Source organism: Massilia sp., assembly GCF_046293535.1.
GTDB lineage: Bacteria > Pseudomonadota > Gammaproteobacteria > Burkholderiales > Burkholderiaceae_D > Telluria.
Map to the genome: position 1 here is coordinate 1 of NZ_JBKBOV010000029.1, position 17,505 is coordinate 17,505.

The 17,505-nt window shown below is 69.1% G+C and carries 16 protein-coding genes; 1 reads left to right on the forward strand and 15 read right to left on the reverse strand.

The window, feature by feature from the left end:
- Positions 1-65 precede the first annotated feature (65 nt).
- The 9 genes from gluQRS to ACK4S9_RS15525 form a co-directional block, all read right to left on the reverse strand.
- Positions 66-989: a tRNA glutamyl-Q(34) synthetase GluQRS gene (gene gluQRS / locus ACK4S9_RS15485; protein ID WP_409727142.1), complete on the reverse strand. Its 924-nt coding sequence runs from the start codon at positions 987-989 to the stop codon at positions 66-68.
- A gap of 132 nt (positions 990-1,121) precedes the next feature.
- Complete coding sequence (locus ACK4S9_RS15490) at positions 1,122-1,604, reverse strand: nuclear transport factor 2 family protein (RefSeq protein ID WP_409727145.1); 483 nt, start codon at positions 1,602-1,604, stop codon at positions 1,122-1,124.
- 358 nt (positions 1,605-1,962) lie between these two features.
- Positions 1,963-2,370 carry a nucleoside diphosphate kinase regulator gene (gene rnk, locus ACK4S9_RS15495; RefSeq protein ID WP_285379389.1) on the reverse strand — a complete coding sequence of 136 codons (408 nt, stop codon included), beginning with the start codon at positions 2,368-2,370 and terminating at the stop codon, positions 1,963-1,965.
- A 329-nt stretch (positions 2,371-2,699) separates the two neighbouring features.
- On the reverse strand, positions 2,700-3,620 hold the full coding sequence (locus tag ACK4S9_RS15500; protein WP_409727148.1) for a hypothetical protein: 921 nt from the start codon (positions 3,618-3,620) through the stop codon (positions 2,700-2,702).
- A gap of 54 nt (positions 3,621-3,674) precedes the next feature.
- The gene (locus tag ACK4S9_RS15505; RefSeq protein ID WP_409727151.1) at positions 3,675-3,836 is read right to left on the reverse strand and encodes a hypothetical protein; all 162 of its coding nucleotides are present in this window, start codon (positions 3,834-3,836) and stop codon (positions 3,675-3,677) included.
- A 123-nt stretch (positions 3,837-3,959) separates the two neighbouring features.
- Positions 3,960-6,224, reverse strand: a complete 2,265-nt coding sequence (gene paoC / locus ACK4S9_RS15510; RefSeq protein WP_409727154.1) for an aldehyde oxidoreductase molybdenum-binding subunit PaoC — start codon at positions 6,222-6,224, stop codon at positions 3,960-3,962.
- Between the two features lie 15 nt (positions 6,225-6,239).
- A complete protein-coding gene (locus tag ACK4S9_RS15515; protein WP_409727157.1) occupies positions 6,240-7,196 on the reverse strand; it encodes an FAD binding domain-containing protein in 957 nt (318 codons plus the stop codon).
- Entirely contained in the window at positions 7,193-7,846 is a 654-nt protein-coding gene (gene paoA / locus ACK4S9_RS15520; RefSeq protein WP_409727160.1) for an aldehyde dehydrogenase iron-sulfur subunit PaoA, read from the reverse strand. Before paoA ends, ACK4S9_RS15515 begins: the two co-directional genes overlap by 4 nt.
- A gap of 224 nt (positions 7,847-8,070) precedes the next feature.
- On the reverse strand, positions 8,071-8,412 hold the full coding sequence (locus ACK4S9_RS15525) for a TfoX/Sxy family protein (RefSeq protein ID WP_409727163.1): 342 nt from the start codon (positions 8,410-8,412) through the stop codon (positions 8,071-8,073).
- Positions 8,413-8,527: 115 nt separating this feature from the next.
- On the opposite strand from ACK4S9_RS15525, the gene ACK4S9_RS15530 reads away from it, so the two are divergent.
- The gene (locus tag ACK4S9_RS15530) at positions 8,528-8,974 is read left to right on the forward strand and encodes a hypothetical protein (protein WP_409727165.1); all 447 of its coding nucleotides are present in this window, start codon (positions 8,528-8,530) and stop codon (positions 8,972-8,974) included.
- A gap of 1 nt (position 8,975) precedes the next feature.
- Here the strand turns inward: ACK4S9_RS15530 and ACK4S9_RS15535 are convergent, their stop codons facing one another.
- The 6 genes from ACK4S9_RS15535 to ACK4S9_RS15560 all read right to left on the reverse strand — a co-directional run bounded on the left by ACK4S9_RS15535 (position 8,976) and on the right by ACK4S9_RS15560 (position 17,476).
- Positions 8,976-12,074, reverse strand: coding sequence for an efflux RND transporter permease subunit (locus tag ACK4S9_RS15535; protein ID WP_409727168.1), 3,099 nt, complete (start codon positions 12,072-12,074; stop codon positions 8,976-8,978).
- A 7-nt stretch (positions 12,075-12,081) separates the two neighbouring features.
- Positions 12,082-13,191, reverse strand: coding sequence for an efflux RND transporter periplasmic adaptor subunit (locus ACK4S9_RS15540; RefSeq protein ID WP_409727170.1), 1,110 nt, complete (start codon positions 13,189-13,191; stop codon positions 12,082-12,084).
- A complete protein-coding gene (locus ACK4S9_RS15545) occupies positions 13,188-13,748 on the reverse strand; it encodes a hypothetical protein (RefSeq protein WP_409727173.1) in 561 nt (186 codons plus the stop codon). Before ACK4S9_RS15545 ends, ACK4S9_RS15540 begins: the two co-directional genes overlap by 4 nt.
- Positions 13,745-14,953 (reverse strand): TolC family protein, encoded by a 1,209-nt coding sequence (locus tag ACK4S9_RS15550; protein ID WP_409727177.1) that lies wholly within the window; start codon positions 14,951-14,953, stop codon positions 13,745-13,747. Before ACK4S9_RS15550 ends, ACK4S9_RS15545 begins: the two co-directional genes overlap by 4 nt.
- Positions 14,954-15,028: 75 nt before the next feature.
- A complete protein-coding gene (locus ACK4S9_RS15555) occupies positions 15,029-15,415 on the reverse strand; it encodes a hypothetical protein (protein ID WP_409727180.1) in 387 nt (128 codons plus the stop codon).
- A 72-nt stretch (positions 15,416-15,487) separates the two neighbouring features.
- A complete protein-coding gene (locus tag ACK4S9_RS15560) occupies positions 15,488-17,476 on the reverse strand; it encodes a TonB-dependent receptor (RefSeq protein ID WP_409727183.1) in 1,989 nt (662 codons plus the stop codon).
- Between the last annotated feature and the right edge of the window lie 29 nt (positions 17,477-17,505).

Genomic DNA, 17,505 nt, shown 5'->3' on the forward strand with positions numbered 1-17,505 from the left:
CGGGGGGTGGCGGGGCGCCGGACGGGCCGGACGGGCGCTGGCGGGGCGCCGCCGGCCCGGCCAGCTCAAGGGACGCTTGGCGTGATCGAAGCGCCCGGGCGCGTGGCCAGCAAGCGGCTCCAGGCCGGTATCGCCGCTTGCCAGAAGGCGGGCAGCGACGCCGGCCGTTCCACGGGCAAGCCCAGGAAGCGCGCCGCCTGCAGCAGCGCCTCCAGCGCCGCCGCTTCGTCGCCCGGCGCCACCGCCAGCGCCCCGGTCTGCTTCGAGAGCTTTTCGCCGTTCTCGTTGCGCACCACCGGCACGTGCAGGTAGCGCGGAGTCGGCACGCCGAGCACGCGCTGCAGGAAAATCTGGCGCGGCGTGGAGTCGAGCAGGTCGGCGCCGCGCACGACGTCGGTCACGCCCTGCTCGGCATCGTCCACCACCACCGCCAGCTGGTAGGCCCAGAAACCATCGGCGCGCTTCAGGACGAAGTCGCCGGATTCTCCGCAGAGCCGCTGCGTGACCTCGCCCGCGAAGCGGTCCGTGAAGCCGACGAGGTCGTAGCCCGGTTCCGGCACGCGCAGGCGCAGGCTGCGCATGCTGCGCCCTTCGGCCAGCCCGTAGCGGCAGGTGCCGGGATAGATCGCGGCGCCGTCGGGCGCGACGCCGAGGCGCGAATCGGCGATCTCGCGCCGGTTGCAGCCGCACGGATAGGTGTGCGCGGCGATGCGCTCGGCGGCGGCCTGGTACAGGTGCTTGCGCCGGCTCTGCCAGACGACTTCACCGTCGGCGTGCATGCCCAGCCGGTCCAGCAGCGCCAGGATGCCCTCGGCCGCGCCGGGCACGCTGCGGCCCTCGTCGATGTCCTCGATGCGCACCAGCCAGGTGCCGTGGTGGGCGCGGGCGTCGAGGTAGCTGGCCAGGGCCGCGACCAGCGAGCCGGCGTGCAGCGGGCCGGTGGGCGATGGGGCGAAACGGCCGATGTAGGGTGCATTCACTTGCTTCATGCGGTAATGATAACCGTAGGGTGGTCGGCTCTGCCGACCGCGCGTCCAAACCAGGGGAATGTAGCCCGTATGTCGATTCGATCGCTGGCTGAACGCACGCACGGCATAGCCGGCTACGCGCCCCGGTGCCCCCTACTTCTTTTCGTGCTCGGCGATCAGCTTGGTCACCTTGTCCGCCACCTCGTTCGGCACCGCCATCGACAGCTGGTAATGCACGATCTCGAAGCCCTTGGCGGTCTTGCGGATCACGCCGCTGGCCATGCAGGGGCCCATGTTCGGGGTGTCGAGCAGCTCGTCGAACCAGATCAGCGACTTGTCGCCCGATGCGTACACGTTGCGGCGCGTGGCTTTGAAACTCCAGGCCGACTTGCGCTCAAAGTACTTCTTGGCCCAGGTCTTGAACGCGTCGCGCGTCCACAGTTCGGTGCGGTCGGTGCCGATGTACACGCCGTCCGCGGCGATCTTGTCGAAATAGGCCATGCGCGCATTGGCCGCGTCGTCGTGCCATGCGTCGACGAAGGCATTGACCTGCCTGGTGAGTTGCGCGTCGGTTTCGGCATGGGCACTGCCGAACAGGCTGAGGAACAGGAAGGCGGCGGCAAGGAATCGTTTCATGGTCTCTTTCGGTGGGGGCGGGTTGCTCGGACCCGCCAACGATAATGCAAAGATGAAAATTTGCCAACGTCCTCATCCTTAACGCTTTCTTGACAACCGCGGTGGACTTCCCGCGCGGCCTGCCCGCGATCGGCCGGCGCCTCGGGCTGGGCGCGGCGGCGCTGGTGGCCGCTGGCGCACCGCACGGTCACCGTGATCGTGGTCGGGGAGACCGCCCGCGCGGCCAATTTCTCGCTCAACGGCCATGCGCGCGAGTTCCATGCCTGCGTGCGCAACTGAAAGGTCGGCGGCGCGCCGCCATGCGCCCACCCTGCTGGACGCGCGCGGCTGTCTGCGCCTTGCCTGGCGCCGCCGCAGGCTAGCGGTGGTACTGTCCGTCGCGCTCCGGCTGGTACTCGATGCCGCGCACGCTGAGCTCGAACATGGCGCCGTCGGGACGCTCCCAGCTGATGGAGTCGCCGACCTTCAGGCCCAGCAGGGCGGTGCCGACCGGGGTCAGGATCGACAGCTGATCGGGATTGCCGGCCATGTCTTTCGGATAAGTCAGCGTCATGATCACTTCTTCCTCGGCGCCGTCGAAGGAAAAGCGCACGCGCGAGTTCATGGTGACGACGTCGGGCGGCATTTCCCAGGGCTCGGCGAGCGCGGCGCGGCCCAGTTCGTCGAGCAGCGCGTCGCGCGCGGCAAGTTGGGCGGCCGGAACTGCGTCCAGCATGCGGTCGAGGCGGTCCATGTCCAGCCATGAGACGAGGATGGTCGGTTTCATTGTGTACTCCTGTGCTTGCCCGCGGCGTGGCGGGCGGATATCGATGTGATGTGAGGTGCCGGCCACGGAAATGGCGGGCTGGGCGGATCGGGGCGGCTCGGGAGGACGGAGAAGCGCGTGCAGGGGTCCTCACCGAGCCCGGACGAGCCAGGCGAGGTTGCGGGACGACTGCTGCACCGCTCGGGAGACGGCGGCGCAGTCACGCTCGACGGACGCGGCAAAGCCCCTGCCCTGCTGGCAGGCGCTATTGCGCGGCGATGTAAAGCGTGGTGGGTTCATGGGCATGTGAATATCGTACAGGGGCCAGTATAGCCCTTGTGGGGGATTCGTCAACGTCGCATGCCACGATGCAGGCCAACACAGGCCGCGAACGGCACCAGGAAGGGATACAGGCCCCACACGGCGCGGCCGTCGACGCGCACGCACAGCGCGGCGTACAGCGGCGGCAGCGCCATCAGCAGGAGCAGGCCGGCGAAGGGACGCAGCGTCGGCGGCGCCGCGCGCCAACCCAGCAGCGCCAGGGGTACCACCACGAAGGCGCTGCCCGCGATGGTGGCCAGCGAGTGCAGGTCCTGCAGCGCGGCCAGCACCTGTCCCCAGTTCGGCGCCCAGGTGTACGCCGGCAGGCCGGTGACGAGCCACCAGCGCACTGCGAGGATCCATGCCCCTGCCGCGGCCAGCACTGCCAGGCCGGGCAGGATGGCGATGCGGCGCATCGCGACCAGCCACACGAGCAGCAGGATGTTCTCTTCGCGCACGGCCGTACCCGCGAGGCCCGCGAGCGCGGCCAGCCAAGGCTGGCCGGACAGCACCGCCAGCACGAAGGCGGCGCGCGCACAGACCGAACCCGGATCGACCAGCAGATAAGGCGCAAACCAGAACGTGGGCAGCGACACGATCATCAACAGGCCGGCTGCAATCGCGCGGCGCGGGCCGAGTCCGGCGCGCAGCACGGTGGCCGACATCAGGCACGCGCCTGCGGTGACCAGCAGCCAGTTGAGCATGGCGAAGCCGTTGCGCAACTCCCCGGGGATCCCCGCTGCCAGCGCCGGCACCAGCAGCCGGTACGGGAAAGGCGCCACCAGGCTGCTCGCGGGAATCTCGCCGCGCAGCCAGCGCGCTGTATCGTAATAGGCTTGCGAGTCGGCGACCGTGCCGCCCCAGCGCCAGACCATCACCAGGAAGGCCAGCAGCGCGAAGGCCGCGGCAAGCTGCAGCCAGTCGATGCGCAGAGCGGCGGAACCAGCCATGCCGTTGGCTTGTGCCCGCCACACCGGCGCAATGCGCGGGTCGGCTGCCACCGCTTAGCCGGCCTTGTTACGTGGCCAGAACAGCGCAGCGCAGCCGCAGCCGATACCAATGAAGATGGCGCGCGCCCAGTGCAGCTCCTGCGCGCTGCCGATGAAAGCGGTGTAGATGAGGGTGCCCGCGGCGGCGCCGCAGGCGGTCAGGAGGAAGTGTTTCATACGTCAATCTGGTCGCGTTCGAGCGACGCAGGATAGCAAAAGCGCGGGGGCAGAAATGCGCGCATTCTCACTTTGACGTATTGAGAGTCCAGGGCGGCCGGCAGTGCCGGCCGCCCTGCGACGTCAAGCCTGCAAGGGCATCTTTGTGATCAGCTTGTCGAGGGTGATCGGATATTCCCGCACCCGCACCCCGGTGGCGTTGTACACCGCATTGGCCACGGCCGCGGCCACGCCGCAGATGCCCAGTTCGGCGATGCCCTTGGCCTTCATGGGCGAGGACATCGGGTCGACCTCGTCCAGGAAGATCACTTCCTGGTGCGGGATGTCGGCATGCACCGGCACCTCGTAGGTGGCCAGGTCGTGGTTGACGAAGTAGCCGAGCCGCTTGTCGACGGCCAGTTCCTCCATCAGCGCCGCCCCGGCGCCCATCGTCATCGCCCCGATCACCTGGCTGCGCGCGGTCTTCGGGTTCAGGATGCGGCCGGCCGCGCACACCGCCAGCATGCGGCGGATGCGCACTTCGCAGGTCACCGCATCGACGCCCACTTCGACGAAGTGCGCGCCGAAGGTGGACAGCTGGTAGCGCTTGCCGATGTCGCCGTATTCGATCAGGTCCTCGCCCACCAGCTCGCGCCCGGCCACCGCCTCGGACAGCGGCAGGCTGCGCTCGCCCATGCGCACCAGGCCGTCGGCGAAGATGGCGCGCTCCGGCTCGAAGCCGGCCTGGCGCGCCACCGCCTCGCGCAGCTTGATGCAGGCGGCGTACACGCCGGCCGTCGAGTTGTGCCCGCCCCACTGCCCGCCCGAGCCGCAGGATGCCGGCAGGCTGGAGTCGCCCAGCCGCACCCGCACCCGTTCCAGCGGCACGCCCATCATCTCGCTGGCCGTCTGGGCGATGATGGTGTAGCTACCGGTGCCGATGTCGGTCATGTCGGTTTCCACCGTCAGCATGCCGCGCCGGTCCAGGCGCACCCGCGCCGCCGACTTGGTCAAGAGGCTGTCGCGAAACGCCCCGGCCACGCCCATGCCGACCAGCCAGCGCCCATCGCGCAGCGTGCCGGGTTTGCTTGATCTGCGCTCCCAGCCGAAGCGCTGGGCTCCCGTCTGCAGGCACTGGACGAACTGGCGCTTCGAGAACGGCGGATTGGCAATGTGCTTCTCTTTCTCCGGCTTCTTCGACTGCGGGTCGCTGGAAGTGGGCTTTTCCGGATTGTCCGGCACCACCTGGGTGTCGTTCAGGATGCGGAACTGCACCGGGTCCATGCCCAGCTTTTCCGCCATCTCGTCCATCGCGATCTCGAGCGCCGCCATGCCCGGCGCCTCGCCCGGCGCACGCATCGCGTTCGCTTCCGGCAGGTCCATCGCGGCCACGCGGTTGGAGGTCATGCGGTGTTCGCCCGCGTACAGCGAGCGGGTTTGCGTGGCCGCGTTCTCGGGCGAGCCGTCCTTCAGGTTGCCGGACCAGCTTTCGTGGCCGATGGCGGTGATTTTCCCTTCGCGGGTGGCGCCGATGCGGATGCGCTGCAGGGTCGCCGAGCGGTGCGTGGTGTTGTTGGGGATGAGCGCGCGCTGCAAGGGCACGCGCACCGGACGGCGCGCCGCCTTCGCCCCCAGCGCCGCCAGCACCACGTCGGCGCGCAGGAACAGCTTGGAGCCGAAGCCGCCGCCGACGTAGGGCGAGAGCACGCGCACCTTGTCCTTCGGGATGTTCAGGGTCTTGGCCAGGTCGCCCTTGGCCCAGGCGATCATCTGGTTCGAGGTCCACACGGTGAGCTGGTCGCCGTCCCAGGCGGCCACGCTGGCGTGCGGCTCCATCATCATGTGCGACTCGTGGGCGGTGTGGTACTCGGCGTCGAGCTTCACGGGCGCGGAGGCGAAAGCGCCGGTGAAGTTGCCGACCCTGGTCTCCGCGGCTTCCGACTTCGGCGCGATGGCCTTGTTCTGCACCGCGCGCAGGTCGAACTCGCCCCCGCCCGGCGTGCGCTCGTACTTGATGCGCACCAGCGAGGCGGCGTCGCGCGCCTGCTCGAAGGTCTCGGCCACCACCAGCGCCACGGCCTGGTGGTAGTGCTCGACGCGCGGTCCGCCCAGCAGCATGGCGGTGTTGAAGTTGCCCTTGGTGAGCTTGCCGGCGTTCTGGGCGGTGACGATGGCGATCACGCCCGGCGCGGCCTTGGCCGCCGCCAGGTCCATCGAGACGATCCGTCCGGTCGGGATCGCCGCGCCGATCACGTAGCCGTGCGCCTGGTTGGGCACCACGTCGTGGCGGTCGAGCGCGTAGGGCGCGGTGCCGGTGGTCTTGAGCGGGCCGTCGATGCGGTCGACCGGCTGGCCCACGACCTTGAGCTGGTCGATCGGGTTGCTGGTGGCTGGTTCGTTGAATTTCATGGCTGTCCCTTTCGCTTAAGCTGCGGCCTTGGCGTCCGCGATCGCGGCGGCCAGGGTGCGTTCCACCAGCGGCAGCTTGAATGCGTTGTCCTGGGTGGTGCGGGCGCCGGCCAGCACGCCGCTCGCCACCGCCTGCGCCCCTTGCGCGAAGGCGCTTTCCGCCGCCTCCACGCGCCAGGGCTTGTGGGCGACGCCGCCCAGCGCCACGCGGCCGCTGCCGTCGCGCTGCAGGATGGTGGCCACCGAGACGATCGCGAAGGCATAGGAAGCGCGGTCGCGCACCTTGCGGTAGCTCTGCACGCCGCCGACCGGCGGCGGCAAGGTCACCGCGGTGATCAGCTCGCCGGACTTCAGGTTATGGTCGACGTGCGGCGTGTTGCCCGGCAGGCGGTGGAAATCGGCGATCGGGATCACGCGCGCGGCGCCGCTCGGGTCGATGGTCTCGACCTGGGCGTCGAGCACGCGCATGGCCACCGCCATGTCGCTCGGGTGGGTCGCGATGCAGGCGTCGCTCTGGCCGACGATCGCATGCAGGCGGGTGAAACCGCCGATGGCGCTGCAGCCGCTGCCCGGTTTGCGCTTGTTGCAAGGCACGTTGGTGTCGTAGAAATACGGGCAGCGGGTGCGCTGCAGCAGGTTGCCGGCGGTGGTGGCCTGGTTGCGCAGCTGGCCCGAGGCGCCGGCCACCAGCGCGCGCGTGAGCACGCCGTAGTCGCGCCGCACCCGCAGGTCGGCCGCCAGGTCGGCATTGCGCACCAGCGCGCCGATGCGCAGGCCGCCGTTTGGCAGTGGCTCGATGCGGTCGAGCGCCAGGTCGTTGACGTCGATGAGATGGGCCGGCGTTTCGATCTGGAGCTTCATCAGGTCCAGCAGGTTGGTGCCGCCGGCGATGAAGCGCGCATTCGGGATGCGAGCGGCCGCGGCGGCGGCTTCCTGCGGGGTCCTGGCCCGTTCGTAGGTAAAGGCTTTCATCGCTTGGCCCCCGCCACTTCGGCAATCGCTTCCTGGATGTTCGAATAGGCGCCGCAGCGGCAGATATTGCCGCTCATGCGCTCGCGGAACTCCATTTCGCTCGGCTGCGGGCTCGCATTCAGGTCGGCCGTGACGTGGCTCGGCGCGCCGGCCCGGATCTCTTCCAGCATGCCCACGGCCGAACAGATCTGGCCCGGGGTGCAGAAGCCGCACTGGTAGCCGTCGTGCTTGATGAAGGCGCGCTGCAGCGGGTGCAGGTTGGTCGGGGTGCCGAGGCCTTCGATGGTGGTGATCTCGTGGCCTTCCTGCATCACGGCCAGGGTCAGGCAGGAGGTGGTGCGGCGGCCGTCCACCAGCACCGTGCAGGCGCCGCACTGGCCCTGGTCGCAGCCCTTCTTGCTGCCGGTGAGGTGCAGGCGGTCGCGCAAGGCGTCCAGCAGCGTGGTGCGCGGATCGACCATCAACTGGTGCTCGATGCCGTTGACCTTCAGCCGGACGCTCATTGTCGTAGGCAGGGTGGAGGCTGGCGGCTGGGCGGCGGCGGGCGCGGCCTGGGCCGGCGCCGCGACCTGGGAGGCTACCGCGACGCCGCCGACGGCGGCGGTCGACGCCTTGAGCAGCTGGCGCCGGTTGGGATCGAAGTCGGGCATCGTACTTCCTTTCTTGAGGGGGGCTGGCTGGACGGGCAATTTGATGAAAATGCGCATGCAAGAACATAGCGCTTTTTTAATTTTCGAGGCGTGCAGTTCGTTTGGGTGCGCAGCCCCAGGATTGTAGGGGCGTGGAAAGGCCGCACTGCATGTGAAAAATGCAAGGGCTTATGAATGGAATTCATGAATCCGGGCCACTTATCAGTACGCCCGCTCATGAAATATCAGGAAGCGCGCTTGGCGGCCGGCGCTTTCTTCGGCTTGGGCAGCGGCATCAAGGCCGCGGTCTCCTCGATCAGGCGGCGCAGCCCCTCGGGATCGTCCAGCAGCTCGTCGGCGATCGGATAACCCTTGGCGCCCGGGTACGGCGGCCCCTGCGGCAGGTCCGGCGCCAGCGCCGCTGCCGCCTTCGACGGCTTGATGAACAGGCTGTTGTCGCAGGCGAAAGCGACCACCTTGCCGTCCAGGTACAAGGCATATTCGCCGAACATCTTCTTGTGGGTCAGGCGGCTTCCCAGGCCCGCTACCTCGGTGACATAGTCGACGAAACTGCGCTCGGTTCCCATCTGCTCTCCCCTTCGTTTATCCGATCCACATAATCATGCAGCCCTTCATGCAGACTTAAGAATATGGCAATGCGTTCGGGTACAGTCGCCAGGCCATTCACTCTGCGCCATGACGATGAAAGCCCGGTTCCTGACGATTCTCGTACCCCTCGCGGCCGCCCCCACGCTCCCGCTCCATGCGGATGCGCCGGATGCGCGCAAGCCCGCGCCCTACGATCCCTTCGGCATACCGGCGGCAGCGCCCGCCGCGCCCCTGCCCGGTGCGCGTCCCAGCGACGAAGCCATCAAGGCTGCCATCCGGGCCACCCTGGACGACATGCCCTTGAGCGCCGTGCCGGGCGCCGGCGACGTCCTCAGCAGCCGCCCCTATCGCGAATTCGCACGCAAGGTGGCGGAAGCGAAGAAAGCGCACTGCCTCGGTCCCGATCCGCTCAAGCACCAGCCGCACAGCTTCGTCGCCAAGACCCCGCTCGGCGACTATGTGATCGGCGTCGGCGGACTGTATGCCGCGCCATTCTGGGCCGCCGCTGTCCTGCGCGGCAAGTGCAACTGGACCCGCTGACTCAATAGCTTTCCTCGCCCTTCTCGGCCAGCAGGCGCTCGAGCGGGCGCCGTCCGAGCTTCCAGAAGATGAGCGGCGTCAGCAGCGAGTCGAGCAAGGTGGAGCTGATCAGGCCACCGAAGATCACCACCGCCACCGGATGCAGGATTTCCTTGCCCGGCGCGCTTGCGGCCAGCAGCAGCGGCGTGAGCGCGAAAGCGGCCACCAGCGCCGTCATCAGGACCGGCGTCAGGCGCTCGATCGAGCCGCGCACGATCATCGGCCACCCAAAGGACTCGCCCTCGAACTTGCACAGGTTGATGTAGTGGCTGATCTTGAGGATGCCGTTGCGCGTGGCGATGCCGGCCAGCGTGATGAAGCCGACCATCGAGGCCACCGACAGCGACACGCCCGCGATCCACATGGCGATCACGCTGCCCACCAGCGCGAACGGGATGTTCCCCATGATGATGAGCGCCAGCGCCGTGGAACGGTAGCGCGAATACAGCACCAGGAAGATCATGAGGAGCGAAGCCAGCGCCAGGCCCGCGATCAGGCGCTGCGACCGCTCCTGCGCCTGGAACTGGCCTTCCACGCTGACGAAGTAGCCGCCCGGCAGCCGGGTCCGCGCCACGGCCTGGCGCACATCCTGGACGATGTGGGACATGCTGGAGCCGTCCGTGTTGGCGTACACGACGATGCGGCGGCGCCCGTTCTCGCGCCCGATCTGGTTCGGGCCATCGCCCTCTTCCACCGTGGCCACGCTCGAGAGCGGAACCGGGCCCGCCGGTGTGCTGAGATTGATGCGCCCCAGGTCCTGCGGCGAGCGCTCGGCATCGGCCAGGCGCAGCACCAGGTCGTAGCGGCGCGCGCCGTCGATCACCTGGGTCACGCGCGTGCCCTCCGACAGCGACTGCAGCGCCTGCAGTACCTCGCCCGCGGCCAGGCCGTGCTGGGCCGCCTTGCGGTAGTCGATGCGCAGCTTCACCTGCGGAATCAGGACCTGGCGTTCGACCGACAGGTCGACCAGGCCCGGAATGCCGGCCAGGCGCCCCCGCAAGTCTTCGGCCAGGCCGCGCAGGGTGTCGATGTCGTCGCCGTAGATCTTCACCGCGACCTGGGCGCGCACGCCGGACAGCAGGTGATCCAGGCGGTGCGCGATCGGCTGGCCGATCGCGCTTGATGCCGGGATGCCGGCGACCTGCTTGCGGATGTCCGCGATGACCTCTTCGCGCTCGCGCGCGGACGGTTTCAGGTCGATCTCGATCTCGGACGAGTGCACGCCCTCGGCATGCTCGTCCAGCTCGGCGCGGCCGGTGCGGCGCCCGACCTTGGTCACTTCCGGCACCTGCGCGATCAGGGTCTCGGCCAGCGCCCCCATGCGGTTCGCCTCCGCCAGCGAGGTGCCCGGCATGAAGCTCATGCCCATCACCAGCGAGCCCTCGTTGAAAGACGGCAGGAAGGCGCGCGGGAAGAAGGGCACCGAGGCCACCGCCAGCAGCACCACCACCACGGCGCCGCCCAGCACGGGGCGGATGCGCGGCAGCGACCAGTAAAGCAGCGCCGTGTCCCAGGCCTTCAGGCGGCGCACGATCGGGCTGTCGCCGCGATGCAGGCGCTTCATCTTCGGCAGCAGGTAGTAGGACAGCACCGGCGTGACCGTCATCGACACCAGCATCGAGGCCAGGATCGAGGCGATGTAGGCGATGCCCAGCGGCGCGAACAGGCGCCCCTCGATGCCCGGCAGCGCGAACAGCGGAATGAACACCAGCACCACGATCACGGTGGCGTAGACGATCCCCGAGCGCACTTCCACCGAAGCGCGCCAGATCGTCTCCAATACCGAGTGCCCCGTCTTGTCGCGCTCCTTCAGGCGGCGCAGGATGTTCTCGACGTCGACCACCGCATCGTCCACCAGTTCGCCGATCGCGATCGCCAGGCCGCCCAGCGTCATCACGTTGATCGACTGGCCCAGCAGGTGGAAGGCCAGCGCCGTCACCGCCAGCGACAGCGGGATCGCCACCAGCGAAATCAGGGTGGTGCGCGCGCTCAGCAGGAAGGCGAACAGCACGATCGCCACCAGGATGGCGCCGTCGCGCAAGGCTTCCACCACGTTGCCCACGCCCGCCTCGATGAAGTCGGCCTGGCGGAACAGCACGGTCGGCGCCGCGATCCCGGCCGGCAGGCCCTGCTTCAGTTCCGCCAGCGCGCCCTCGATGTCGCGCGTCATGCGCACCGTGTCGCCATCCGGCTGCTTCTGGACGCTGACGATCACCGCCGGCCGGCCGTTCATGCCGGCGTCGCCGCGCTTGAAGGCCGGCGCGTAGGCGACGCTGGCGACCTGCTCGAGCAGCACCGGCGTACCGTTGCGGTAGGCCACCGGCAGGCCCCTGACGTCTTCCAGGCGGGTGGTGCGCCCGAGGTTGCGGATCAGGTACTCGCGGTTGTTCAGGTCGATGAAGCCGCCGCTGGTGTTGGCCGCGAAGCCGCGCAGCGCCTCCGTTACCTGCGCAAGCGAGACGCCAAACTGCGCCATGCGCGCGGTGTCCGGCTGCACGCGCAGCTGGCGCACTTCGCCGCCGATCGGGATCACCTGCGACACGCCGGGAATCGACAGCAGGCGCGGACGCAGCACGAAGTCGGCATACTCGCGCGCCTGCATGGGATCGGTCCTGGCCACGTCGATGGGCAGCGCGATCAGCATGATCTCGCCCATGATCGAGGACACCGGGCCCATCATCGGCGAGATGCCACCCGGCAGCCCTTCCTTCACCAGGCCCAGGCGCTCCGCTACCTGCTGGCGGTTGCGGTAGACGTCCGTGCCCCAGTCGAATTCCGCATACACGATGGACAGGCCGACGCCCGACACCGAGCGCACCCGGGTCACGCCCGGCATGCCGTTGAGCGAGGTCTCGATCGGGAAGGACACCAGCTGCTCGACTTCCTCCGGGGCCATGCCTCCCGCCTCGGTCAGCACCGTGACGACCGGCTTGTTCAGGTCGGGGAACACGTCCACCGGGGTGCGCGCGGCCGTGTAGGCGCCGTAGACCATCAGCAGCAGCGCCGCCGCCAGCACGAACAGGCGGTTGCGCAGGCTGAAACGTACGATAGCGTTGAACATGGGCCGCCTACCGGATCTGGTTGATCAGGGAGGCGCCCTGGACCACGACCCGGTTGTCGGGGCTGAGCCCGCGGGTCACGATCACGGTGCCGGCATCGATCGGGGTCGCCTCCACCGGCAGCGCGATGAAGCGCTGGGCCCCCAGCTTGATCCACACCACCGTTTCGTTGGCCTGGTTGCGCGCCAGCGCCGACGCCGGCAGTGCGATGCCCTTCACCGTCGTGTTCAGCCTGGCCAGCACCGTCACCGGCTGCCCGACCGCCAGGTCGAGCGTCTTGCCTTGCGCCCGGAAATTCAGCGGCAGCGCGCCTTCGCGCAGGCTGCGCCCTGCTCCCACCAGGCGCAGCTCGACATCGGCCACGTCGAGCAAGGAGGCACTCTCGACCTGGCGCGCCAGCGAGGCGTCCGCGACCATGGCCTCCACCAGCATCCGCTGCGGATCGACGATCTCGAACAGCACCTCGCGCATGTCCACCATCTGGCCATTGAGCACCGCGGCGCTGGCGATGACGCCGCTGCTTGGCGCATGGATGCTCTCCACGCCGCCGATCGACTTCGCGACCGCGCGCTCGCGGCCGACGTTGGCCGCCAGTTCGGCGCGGGCCGCCTCCACTTCCTTGGCCGGCACCACGCCTTCCAGCGATGCGAGGCGCTTGAGCCGCTGTTCCAGCAGCGCGCGGTTGGCGCGCAGGCCGGCCAGTTCGGCCGCCTGGTTGCCGCGTTCGATGGCGTCGCCGACCGGGCGCAGGCGCGCCAGCACCTGCCCTTTCACCACGCGCTGCCCAAGCACCGGCAGGCCATTCGGGCCGGGGACGATCTGTCCGGCGAACGGCGCCTGCACCCGGCCGCCCGCGTTCGGGTCGATGGCGGCGCGGCCGTTGAGCTGGACGGTGCGCGCGTGCTCGCCTTCCTTGACCATCAGGGTGCGCACGCCCATGCGGCGCTGCGCCAGCTTGGGCACGTTGACGCTGCCGTCGGGCAGGCGCGCCAGGCCGCTTCCCATGCCGCTTGCCTTCTCGTCGAGGTGTTCGCCGTTGGGGCCATGCGCGCCTGGCCCCGCCAGCAAGGAGGTCGTGAAGAGGCCGGCGACCAGGCCGGCAAAGATGCGATGTTTCATGCTCGAGCTTCCTTGCGTTGGCGCAGGCGGCGCCCGGCGAATACGGCGGCGATGAGGGCGGCGGCCGCGATGGCCGCCAGCAGCCACGGGTTCCACGCCGCGTGGTCGTGGTCGTGCGCATCTTCTTCGGAAGCTTGCGTCACCTGCAGCGTGCCTTCCAACAGGTCGCTCTCCTCCCCCGCGACGAGGGTGAACAGCAGCGGATGGGCGCCGGGCTTGGAAATCGCGGCCAGCAAGGCCGGATCGTCGACGGCGTAGTCGCCCATGTCGGCGTGGAAGCTGGCTTTCGCCTTGAGGTTCTTGTACTGGACTTCCAGCACGCCGTTCAGGACCGGCTCGTTGGTCTCATAGCGGTCGATCATGATCGACAGTTCGCCTCCCGTGAGCTGGCCGACCAGCTCGAAGGCCTCGCTAAAGGTCTCGACGCGCGGCAGCACGGCGCCCGGGCTTGCCGCCGGAGCATCGAGGTGTTCGCCGTTCGGCCCGTGCGCGCCGGGGCCGGCCAGTGCCGGCGACATGGCGAGCATGGCGGCAAGGAACAGGATCAGGATGTTCATGGAAGGATTCCTCGTGCTTGATTGAGTTGCGCATGCGCGTGCCCGAGGGCGACTTGTTGCTGGGCCACGGCGACGTCGGCCTCGTGGGTCAGCGCGCGCGAGCGCAGCAGGTCGGCCAGGCCCTTTTCGCCCTGGCGGAAAGCGTTTTCGAACAGCGCGGTGTGTTCGTGCAGGGCCTTGGCGCGCGCGATGGCGTCGTCGAGCGCCGTCCTGGCGTTGGCCAGGCGCGCGCGGGCGAGCGCGAGCTCCGCGCCGCTTGCGGTCTGGGCCTCGGCCGCTTCAGCGGCGGCGGTCGCGATCGCGGTCCGGGCCTGGGCCTCGACCTGGCGGTTGCGTGCGGCGCTGCCGAACGGGACCTGCAAGGCCACGCCGAGGCTGCGCACCGGTTCGCGCAAGCCGCGCTCGTCTTCGCGGCGCACCGACAGGGCGATGCTCGGCGGCGCCGAACGGTTCGCCTCAGCCAGGCGCAGGGCGGCGCGTGCACGCTGCTCGGACGCCTGGGCGGCAAGCAGGCGGGTAGCGGCAGGCGCCTCGCTTTCCCGCAGCGGCTCGGGCTCCAGCGCCGGCAGTTCCGGCAGCCCGGTCAGGACCTGGAAGCGCGCCAGCGCCTCGGCGGCGGCGGTGCGGGCCTTGCCGGCCTCGATGCGCGCGGCCAGCACTTCCTGGTCGGCCAGCAATCCGTCGCTGCGGGCAAGAATGCCGGCTTTCACGCGGCGCCCCACCTCCTCGGCCAGTCCTTCGAGATGGTGCAGGTGGTCCTGCTTTTCTTCCAGCGTGACCTGGGCGGAAGCTGCTTCCCACATCCGGTTGCGCACCAGCCCGGCCACGGCCAGGCGGGTCGCAAGGAGGTGGGCGTTTGCCTCGGTCGTCGTGCGCGCCGCCAGCGCTTCTCGCGCCGACTTCTGGCTGGGGAGCCAGAACGAGGACGAGACCGACATCTCGGATTCGCGCTGGGCGCGTTCCGCCCCGCTCTCGTCGCGCCGCTGGGACAGGCCCAGCGTGGGCGGCGTGGCGAGCCAGGAAGCGGCCGTGGCGCGCGCGGCGGCGGCCTCGTGCTGGCGTGCTTCGATCGTGCGCGCGTCGGGCACGCGCTGCCAGGCGCCGTCGACGGCATGTTTGAGTGTGCTTGGCGGTGCGGCGAGGGCCTGGCATGGCAGGGCAAGCGCGGCACCGAGCAGGTAAAGGGACAGGCGGCGGGTGCGCATGTGTTCTCCATCGGTGAAATTGCAAATCGACCGAAGGGAAGCGCACGGGCGCGAGCAGCTCGCGCTTGGGGTTCGTCAGGCGTGCGTCATTCCCCCGGCGGCGTGGCCGGGGGCGTGGCGGGGCGGTTTTCGTGGCCCGTCGAGGAAAGTTTCCGTCAGTGCTACGGCGGCCGGTACGAGCACGCTGGAGAGCAACTGTTCGGGCGGAAGGATAGGCGCGGGAACGACCAGGTCGGCCGGCTGCGCGCAGGAGTGGTGGTCCTGCGCATGGGCGAGCGATTGTTCGGAGGCGTCGTAGTGCACCGAGCCGTCGTCTTCGTGATGGTGATGGAGGATGTTCTCCTCGTGCGCCACCGCGTGCGCGAGGGAGCCCGCGCCATAGGCCTGCGGCAGGCCGCCCTGCATGGCGAAACCATACAAGGGAAGGCAGAGCAGCAGAAGGATGCTAATGAACCGGCGCAAGAGGTCACCTCGGGGAATGCGCCGATTATAGCAGCGTGGCGGCCGGCCGGATCATGCCGGCCGCACACGCGATCAGAACGCCGCGCGCACGCCCACGGTGAGATTGCGTCCCGCCAGCGGCGCCACGTCCTTCAGGACCGAGGTCGAGATGCGGATGTCCTCGTCGAGCAGGTTCTTGCCGATGATGAACCAGGTCAGGTCGGCGTTGCGCAAACGCTGGGTGTAGGACAGGTTGGCGTCCAACTGGGTGTAGCCCGGGGTCGGCGTCGACTCGAAAGCGGCCAGGCGCTCCTGCTTCAGCGCGCGCAGCAGCGAGACGTTTGCGCGCAGCGCGCCCTGGCGGTAGCCGGCTTCAACACCGATACGCTTGGCCGGCTGCAGCGGCAGGCTGCCGGCATCGTCAAGCGAACCGCGCGACAGGTCGCCGAAGGCGCGCAGCGACAAGCCCCGCGCATGCGGGTGGCGGTTGTAGCTGATCTCGGCCTCCGCGCCGCGGATCGATGCGTCGGCCTGGCGGAAGATGCGCTCGCGCAGCTCGTCGCCCGGATTGCCCTCGTCGTCCAGCAGGATGTCGCCCACTTCGCCGTAGATGAAGTCACGCACGCGGTTCTCGAACAGGTTCGCCTGCCAGCGGATCAGTCCAGTCACCTTGCGCAAGGAGATTTCCAGGTTGCGCGAGGTCTCCTTCTTGAAATTCGGGTTGCCGATGTCGTAGGTCAGGGTCGATTCGTGCGGGCCGCCCGAGTACAGCTCGTCGGTGCCCGGCGCGCGCTGCGCCACCGAGGCGGTCACGCCCACCGTGTAGTCGCGCGCGAGCGGCCAGATCGCGCCCGCCGAGTAGGACAGCAAATCGAAACTGCGGCGCGGCGCCCCACCCTCCGGCTCGCGCTTCACCGATTCCACCCGCACGCCGGCGTTCACGCGTGTCTTGCCGAACTGGCGCTGCTCGACCAGGAAGGCGGCATGGGTATCGGACACGGTCACCGGCACCGTCGCCGATTCGCCGCTGTCCGCGCTCAGGCCGGAAAAGCGGGTGTGCTCGGTCTGGATGCCGAAGCTGCCTTCCCAGCCGTTAAGCCAGCCACTAAGCGGCTTGTGGGTCAGCTCCAGACGGGACTCGAGCGAGCGGTTCGAGAAGATGGTTTCCGGTCCACCCTCGGCGTTGAGCTCCACGTGGCCGTAGTCGGAATAGCCGGCCTTGAAGCGCAGCTTCTCGAAGCCGGCCATGGGCGCGTCCAGTTGGCCGTCGACGTCGTAGCGGATCTGGTCGAGGTCGATCCTGGCGCCCTCGCCGCCCGGGATGCCGTAGTGCTTCTTGAGCGAGCTGACCGAGGCGCCGAAGTAGCCGCGCTCTCCGATGTACGACGCGCCTGCGCCCAGGGTGTGCTGGCGCAGGGAGGAATCGGGCAGCGTGTCGCCCTGCGGCGCATCCGGGATGTGATAGTCGCCGGCGTCGCGCCCGCTGCCGTCGACGTGCAGCGCCACTTTGCCGCTCGCCGCGTCGCCGGAAAAGGACAGGGCACGGCCGTGGTCGACGCTGCTGTAGCGGCTTTCCACGACCCCGCTCGGCTTCTCGTGCAGCTCGGTCGGGATGCGTTCGTTGACGACGTTGACCAGGCCGCCGATCGCGCCCGAACCGTAGAGCAGCGCCGCCGGGCCGCGCAGGATCTCGATCTGGCGCGCGGTGGCCGCTTCGCCGGTGACGGCGTGGTCGTTCGACAGGCCGGACAGGTCGGACACCGACATGCCGTTCTCCAGCACCTTCACCCGGTTGCCTTCCAGCCCCCGGATGATCGGGCGCGAGGCGCCGGCACCAAAAGCCGAGGCCGACACGCCCAGTTCATTGCTCAGGGTGTCGCCGAGCGAACTTCCGAGCTTGCTGCGCAGTTCGTCGCCGGCCAGCACCTTGGCCGGCGTGAGGATCTGGTCGCCTTCGGCGGCATTGAAGGGGCTGGCCGTCACGACGACGGTCGCGACGGGCTCGCCGGTGGTCTGGGCAAACGAGCATGGTGCGAGTGCGGCCAAGAGCGCGCTCGCCAGGATGGTAGGCTGGACGTGCATGATGAATTCCTGGAAAACGAATACGGACG